Source organism: Vicinamibacteria bacterium (assembly GCA_035620555.1).
Classification (GTDB): Bacteria; Acidobacteriota; Vicinamibacteria; order Marinacidobacterales; family SMYC01; genus DASPGQ01.
Map to the genome: position 1 here is coordinate 22,984 of DASPGQ010000575.1, position 7,670 is coordinate 30,653.

Consider the following 7,670-nt stretch of genomic DNA (forward strand, 5'->3'; position numbering starts at 1 on the left):
ATCGGAATGGCACCCAATAAGGAGCCGACAGCGGCGAGCGCGGAACCCATGCAGGCGAAGCTCCACGTTCTGATTCTGGAAGACGTTCCGACTGACGCCGAGCTCGTCGAGCGCGAGCTCCGGCGCGGAGCGATCGACTTCCTGTCCAGACGGGTCGCTACCAGGCCGGAGTTCGAACGGCAGCTCTCCGGTTTCGGCCCCGACATCATCCTCGCTGACTTCTCGCTCCCCGGCTTCGATGGCCTGGACGCCTTGTCCATTGCTCGTGAAACCCGACCCGAGGTTCCGTTCATTTTCGTGTCGGGCGCGATCGGGGAGGAGAGAGCCATCGAGACGCTCAAGAACGGCGCGACGGATTACGTGCTCAAGGATCGACTTTCCCGTCTGGTTCCAGCGTTGCGGCGCGCGCTCCGGGAGTCCGAAGAACGTTCCGAGCGTCGGCGGGCCGAGGCGGCTTTGAAGCGTTCCGAAGAGCGACATCGGCTCTTGCTCGAAGTGAACAATGCGATCATCGCGAGCCTCGATCGCAAATCGCTCTTTCGCGCGATCACCGAAGCCCTGTCGGGCATCCTCTCGTTCGACCGAGCCGAGCTCACGCTCCTCGACCCGCGGCGGGACGTCATCCGGGTCTTTGTGCAGAAACACGACGCCGCCGTGTCCGAAACCGAGCTGTCACGAGAAGAGAGCGCTCGGGAGCGTTCGCTCTGGGAGGCGAGACTGCTCGCTCGTCACGATCTCATGAAGGGTGGGAGCCGCTCGTCTCCGTCCGAAGACGAGCTCTTGAAAGCGGGCATTCGAGCCTATGTTTCCGTTCCGCTGAACGTCAAGAGCAAGGCGGTTGGAGCTCTCATGGTGGGGAGCTCGATTCCAAACCATTACCGTGGCGACGACGCCGAGCTCCTGACCGAAGTCGGCAAACAGGTCGGTCTGGCGGTAGAGAACCTCCTGGCGTACGAGGAGATCTCGTCGTTGAAGTCTCGCCTCGAGCAAGAGAACACGTACCTTCAAGAGGAGATCCATACCCAACACGATTTCGGAGAGATCGTCGGACAAAGCGCATCCATGACGAAGGTCATCGAGGCCATCGAGACGGTGGCGTCGACGGATGCAACGGTCTTGATCTGCGGAGAGACCGGAACGGGCAAGGAGGTCGTTGCCCGGGCGTTACACGATGCGAGCCCAAAGAAGGACAAACCACTGGTCAAAGTGAACTGCGCGGCGCTTCCGGCGACGCTGATCGAGAGCGAGCTCTTCGGGCACGAGAGAGGCGCCTTCACCGGCGCGGTAGCTCGCAAAATCGGTCGTTTCGAGCTGGCGCATGGTGGAACGATATTCCTCGACGAAATCGGAGATCTCCCGCTCGAGCTCCAGGCGAAGTTGCTACGCGTGCTCCAAGAAGAGGAGTTCGAACGTGTGGGCGGCTCGACGACGATCCAGGTCAAGGTCCGCGTCATCGCAGCCACCAACCGCGATCTCGAGAAGGCCATGGAGGAGGAGCGTTTTCGGCCCGATCTCTTTTACCGGTTGGCCGTGTTTCCCATCGAGCTTCCGCCCCTGAGAGAGCGCAAGACCGATATCCCTCTACTCGCCCATTTCTTCGCACGTGATTTCGGCAGGAAATTGGGCAAATCGATAGAGACGATCTCGGAGGGGACCATGGCCCGGCTGATGGCCTATAGCTGGCCCGGGAACATCCGGGAGCTCAAGAACGTCATCGAGAGGGCCGCCATTCTCACGCGAGGATCGCGGCTTGCGCTCGATGACTGGTGGTCCAAGCCGGAGAGCTCGAGCGGCCCGGCACCGCCACTCACTCTCGATGCGTTGCAACGGAAACACATCCTGTCCGTCCTCGATGTTACCGGGTGGCGAGTCAGCGGCGAAAGGGGCGCAGCGAAGCTGCTCGGTATCAAACCCACGACGCTCACGGCGCGCATGAAAAAGCTCGGCATCGAGCGGCCCGCCGGCAAGGCGGTGCCGAATTACGCGGACAATTCGCCGTCGTTTCCCAAAGATTAGTAGAAGGCCCTCTCCCCGACTGGCGGATCCGCGAACGTGAAGCGGGCCCGCCCAAGGCAGGCCCGCTGAGTGCCTCTGAGCTGGCACGGCTTCTATCCGATTGCTCTCGCCCTGTTGCCGCCGTGTCCTCATCCCAGAGAACATGCTCCTTCGGTTCCACGGGATCCGTTAGAAGCTGAAGGTCACGCCGAAGTTGGCGGAGAGGTCGTGAACCGTCTCGTCGAAGTTCGCCGGGACGTCCAGAGTCGTCACCGACTCGGGCTTCAGACTGTCCACGGTGTAAACATAGTCTCGGACGTCGATGCGGTACGACCAGCGATCGGCACTGGTGGTCGCGGGTCTTGAACCCGGGTATCGCTCGGAGTGGCATCGTAACCGAGTCCAAAAACGGCCCCACCTACCAGATTTCGCACGCGACTCCTCGGGACCTACGCGGGGATCGTTGTCCGGTGCAGCTGGTCTGAAACGTTTCGAGACGAAGCGCCATGGATAGATGAAGAGACACTTCTCGACGGAGTGATTGGAGGCTGCTAATGAAATTCCGAGCCGTGATCGTCGTCCTCCTCGCGACTGTCTCTCCCGCGCGGGCCGCACCGGACGAGGACGAGACCGGAGCGATCGAGGTTCGCTCCACTCCTCCGGGCGCGAGTGTGTATATCGAGGGCTTTTTCTCTGGAACGACTCCTGCCGTCGTTGCCGGCGTCCCGGCGGGCTCCTACCGCATCGTAATCAAGCACGATGGGCTCGGCGATTTCGCCGAGGACATCGTCGTCGAGAACCAGAGCACGGCGGTCGTCGCCGCGACGCTTCCCAGGAGCGGCTACCGCTCGCCCGTCCGTGAAGACGGGGACTACACCGGCGTCGTTGGCAAAGACACGAGGAAGCCCTACGAGAAAGCAAAAAGCCAGAAGAAGCTTAGCGAGTATCGAGTGCTCGAGATCGGAAACTTCCTGGTGAAGAGCGAAGATCCGCTCGAGCCCGAGCTCCAGTACACCGTGTCGATGGGTCTCTTTGGTGGAAGCAGCTCCGGAGCCATGAAGGAGATCGGCGAGGACATCGCCAAGGCGATCGAGGGGAGCTGGTAGCAGGGCGTTGCGAGTTTCCCATTCGAGCTCGCGCTCGAGGGACCTGAGGCCCAGGAGACAAATCATGACTCGACAGGTTGGAACAACACTCGCTCTCCTCGCGGGCGCGACGCTGCTATTCCCGAGGCACGCGCGTTCGCAGACCGACGAAGAAGATGAGCGCGAAGCGGGCGCCTTCTTCGAAGTCGCGTACGGATGGACCGCAGTGCACGGAAACGACGTCCACGTTGGCGATCGGACTTCGGTTGGATCGATGGGGCTCTTCGACGACAGCACGTTCGAGCCACTCGGTACCCGGATGAGCACGGAGTGGATGCCCTACGTGCGCGGGGGCTACCGCGGTGTGGCGTGGGGTTTCGAGGGAGAGTTTTGGCGCGTCGATACCGGCGGGGCGGTGGGCGGATCGTTTACGAATTCCCTTTTTGGCCGACGCCGAGAGATGGTCCAGTTGTTCGACGTCTGGTACGGGGAGGAGGCGGACGAAACGAGCTTTGAAACGTCGAACAACCTGAAGGTATGGAGTTTCCGGCTCGATGTCACGCGAAGAATCGCTCGGACACTATCGGTTCGCGTGGGACTGCACCTCGCCGAAGTCGAGAACGAACGCACCGATCAGGTGTCGGTTAGCAGTGCATTCCCGTTCTTTGATCTGTTTGGCGAGAATCTGAGTTTTGAAACGACAGCCCGTGCTCGCATCGATGGCCAGCTCTTAGGGCCTTCCGTCGGCGTCGGCGGTACCGCGCTCATTGGCGAATTTGTCCGATTGGGCTACTCCGTCTCCCAGTCGGTGCTGTTCCGCAACTTGAGTCACGAGGCGGACGTCGAGCAAACGATCAACTTACCGTTTCTTCCAGCCGTCACCTTCGATACGATGCGGTCCCGACGCGCCTCGATCCCGGTGACCGATTTGCGGATCTCCTTTTCGTTCGATATCGGAAGCCACCTGTCGATCGGGCTGTTCGGCTTCGCATCCGTGTGGCACGACACGCCGACGGCGCTCGAGCTTTCCATCCCGTTCGAACAGTGGGAGGAAGTCGACCGCACACTCGTCTTCGCGTCGGTGGGTCCGATGGTGACGGTCCGGTTCTAAGGCGCACCAACCCATCGAGGAGAAGCTTTTTCATCACCGAGCCCGGCACGACGAGAAATTCTCGACCAACGAAACGAAATCTCAGCCGGCGAAACCGTTTGCGCATCCGCGGAGACACCCTCGAATCGAGCCGCCTCGTGCTACACTTCATACACCCCCAAAAAATAAGAGCGACACCATGGCCAGGCGGCGCGACCCGTACCGGATCAATACGGGCATCCACATCGAATGGTTTACCGTTCGAAGCAGCACCGTTATCGCTCTCGGCGCTCTCGCACTTGGGCTTGCGGCCTACCTGATGACCAAGTGGCCACCGGCGGCGCCTCCCACGGAGACCTCGTCGCCGGCACCGGTCGATCGGACGGCGCACTTCATCAATTGGAAGGGCACGGTGGACGTCCGCAAAGCCGACCGCTTCGAGTGGACTCCGGCGAGCGCCGAGACGTCTCTCGAAAGCGGCGATACGATCCGTACCGGGAGCGGCGCGGAGGCGAGAGTGCTCTTGTTCGATGGGACCGTGTACACCGTGCGGGCCCTGTCCATTCTCGTGATCGAGGAAGCCCATCCGAGACCGGGAGCGTCGCTGGAGCAAACTCGAGTCTGCGTGGCGTCGGGGATGATCGACGTTCACACACCCGCGAACGTTAGCCTCGGTATGCAGTTGCGACGGCAGGTCTGCACTCCGATTCTCGAGGCGAGCTTGCGCGATAACGCGGAGGCAACCGTGGGCCATGACCTGGAGACCAACGTGTCCCGCGTCGAGGCGCCCCGCGGCGGGGTCGACGTGACGGCGAACGGAACCGACGTCGAAGTCCTCGAGGGCCAGGGAATTCTAGTCAGTCCGGGCAAAACGCCCGAGGAGTTCAAGCTCCCCAGCGTGCCGGTGATCGTGTCTCCGGCGCATCTCACTTCGATTGGATTCCCCGCTAACGTGGAGTTCCGGTGGCGGCCCGTCGCCGAGGCCCGAAGATATCGAATCCTCCTGGACCGTTCGGCGCAATTCGTCGACCCCGTATTCGATGCCATGGTTTCCTCGACATCGTACTTGCAGGGCGGGCTCGATCCGGGCACGTACCACTGGCAAGTCAGCGCCGTGGATGCCGAAGATCGGCGCAGCTCTCCCGTGCGGGCGACGTTCACCGTGCGACGGACCGAGGCGCCGCCGCCGCCGAGGCTGACCGCCGACACGCCCAGTGTCACCTCGGTCGGCCTCGTCACCGGCCACGGACGGACCGACCCGGGAGCTCGGGTCACGGTCGACTTTGGACTGGGAGCCGAGCGAGTCCAGGTGCGCGCCGATGGGACGTTCACCTACTACTTCCAGGTTCGCGAGGCGGGCCGACATCTCGTGATCGTCAGAGCGCGAAACGAAGACGGCGGAGAGGCGGAGAAGACCGTCTACGCCCAGGCGGGAGCCCCGAGCGGCGCGAATCACTGAGCACCCCTCGCCCCGAGGGCTGCGGCATTCATTGGGGCCTGCGGCCGACGCCGGGTTGACGCGGGGGAGCCAGGAGGTATACTGAACTCGTGACTTTCGCGTGGATCGAGGCCATCAACATTATTAAGGGGAGGTGCGGCCCCCCTTAGATTTCGACCACGCTCGAGACAAGGCCCCGCACCCGAGAGGGTGGCGGGGCCTTTTTTCATTTGAGGCAAAAGCATGAACGCAGCGACGTATCTGATTCGAGCGCTGGCCCGAGAGGGCGCGGACATCGTCTTCGGCTATCCCGGCGGCGCCATCATGCCGGTGTACGATGCCCTCCACGGCGGAAGCATCCGGCATGTGCTCGTGCGTCACGAGCAGGGGGCGGCGCTCGCCGCGGACGGCTACGCGCGCGCCACCGGTCGAGTCGGGGTCTGTCTCGCCACCTCGGGACCGGGTGCCACGAACCTCGTCACCGGCATCGCGAACGCCTTCATGGACTCCGTTCCTCTCGTGGCGATCACCGGTCAGGTTCCTACGGGCCTCCTGGGAACGGATGCGTTTCAGGAGGTCGACATCTTCGGAATGACGTTTCCCATCGTCAAGCACAGCTTTCTCGTGCGGCGTGCCGGCGACCTGCCCGAAGCCATCCACGAGGCTTTCCGCATCGCGCGATCGGGACGCCCCGGTCCCGTGCTCGTCGATTTGCCCAAGGACGTGGCCGCGCAGCAGGGTGAGCTGACGTTTCCCGGGCCGCCCGAGGAGGAATCGGCGCCCGCGCCCGACCCTGGCGCAGTTCGTTGCGCCCGGGAGCTCCTCGAGTGCGCGAAGCGACCCATCGTCTACGCGGGGGGAGGAATCGGCATCGGACGGGCGGTGGAGGCGTTTCGGCGGTTCATCGAGGTCACCGGCATTCCCACGGTGACGACGCTCAAGGGCATCGGTGCGCTCGGCTCCGACCACCCGCTCCTGCTGGGCATGCTCGGGATGCACGGGAGCGAAGCGGCGAACCTCGCGGTCCAGCGATCGGATCTCCTGGTCGTGATCGGCGCGCGTTTCGACGACCGGGCCACGGGAAGGCTCGCGAGCTTCGCTCCTGGCGCCAAGGTCATTCACATCGACATCGATCCCGCCGAGGTGGGGAAGCTGCGTCGGCCCGACGTCGGGCTCGTGGGTCCGATCGGGGCGTTTCTCGAAGAGCTTTCGATTCCTCTCGCGATCGCGCCCCATCGAGGGGAATGCCTCGAGGCGAAGGCGCGGTATCGATGGTCGTACGATGCCCCGACCGACGGAGTGTACGGTCCGCGCTTTCTCAAGCGGCTGTCGGAGAACGCCACAAATGACCTCATCATCACTTGCGACGTCGGCCAGCACCAGATGTGGGTGGCACAGCACTGCCGTTTCGAGCGACCCGAGCAGCATCTGTCGAGCGGCGGGCTGGGGACGATGGGCTACGGGCTTCCCGCGGCCATCGGCGCCCAGCTCGGCCGGCCCGAGGCCACGGTGGTGAACGTCTCGGGCGACGGCTCGTTCATGATGAACCTGCAGGAGCTCGCGACCGTCAAACGCTACGGGCTTCCCATCAAGATCGTCGTGATGGACAACAAGAGTCTCGGGCTCGTGCGACAGTGGCAGGAGCTCTTCTTCGACCGGCGCTTCAGCGAGGTCGCGCTCGACGACAATCCCTGCTTCGCCCGCGTGGCCGAGGCCTTCGGCATCGAGGCTTTCGGTGTCCAGGCGGGCCGGGACGAAGAGAGTGCCATCGATCGTCTATTCTCGTCGAAGGGGCCCGCGCTTCTTCACGTCGAGATCGACCCCGAGGCGAATGTCTGGCCGCTCGTTCCGCCGAACTGCGCGAACGAAGAGATGCTCGTGGGAGCGCATCGGTGACGTTCCGCATCGCGCTTCGTCTCGCACGCGCCGAGCGCTCGATCGAGCGCGTCGTCGCCCTCGTGGGACGGCGGGGTTTCGAGGTCGTCGGCGTCGACGCCGCCCTCGACGGCGAGGGCGGACACTTCGTTGTGAAGCTGACGCTCGAGAGCGAGCGGTCGGCCGA

At 63.4% G+C, this 7,670-nt stretch carries 5 protein-coding genes; all 5 read left to right on the forward strand.

Annotation, left to right across the window (positions count from 1 at the left end; genetic code table 11):
• Positions 1-6: 6 nt before the first annotated feature.
• The 5 genes from VEK15_23335 (at position 7) to ilvG (ending at position 7,504) form a co-directional block, all read left to right on the forward strand.
• Positions 7-2,016 carry a sigma 54-interacting transcriptional regulator gene (locus tag VEK15_23335; protein ID HXV63653.1) on the forward strand — a complete coding sequence of 670 codons (2,010 nt, stop codon included), beginning with the start codon at positions 7-9 and terminating at the stop codon, positions 2,014-2,016.
• A gap of 533 nt (positions 2,017-2,549) precedes the next feature.
• Positions 2,550-3,101 (forward strand): PEGA domain-containing protein, encoded by a 552-nt coding sequence (locus tag VEK15_23340; GenBank protein ID HXV63654.1) that lies wholly within the window; start codon positions 2,550-2,552, stop codon positions 3,099-3,101.
• A 64-nt stretch (positions 3,102-3,165) separates the two neighbouring features.
• The gene (locus VEK15_23345; GenBank protein ID HXV63655.1) at positions 3,166-4,191 is read left to right on the forward strand and encodes a hypothetical protein; all 1,026 of its coding nucleotides are present in this window, start codon (positions 3,166-3,168) and stop codon (positions 4,189-4,191) included.
• 178 nt (positions 4,192-4,369) lie between these two features.
• Positions 4,370-5,629 carry a hypothetical protein gene (locus VEK15_23350; GenBank protein ID HXV63656.1) on the forward strand — a complete coding sequence of 420 codons (1,260 nt, stop codon included), beginning with the start codon at positions 4,370-4,372 and terminating at the stop codon, positions 5,627-5,629.
• Positions 5,630-5,851: 222 nt separating this feature from the next.
• A complete protein-coding gene (gene ilvG / locus VEK15_23355; protein HXV63657.1) occupies positions 5,852-7,504 on the forward strand; it encodes an acetolactate synthase 2 catalytic subunit in 1,653 nt (550 codons plus the stop codon).
• Positions 7,505-7,670: the final 166 nt, after the last annotated feature.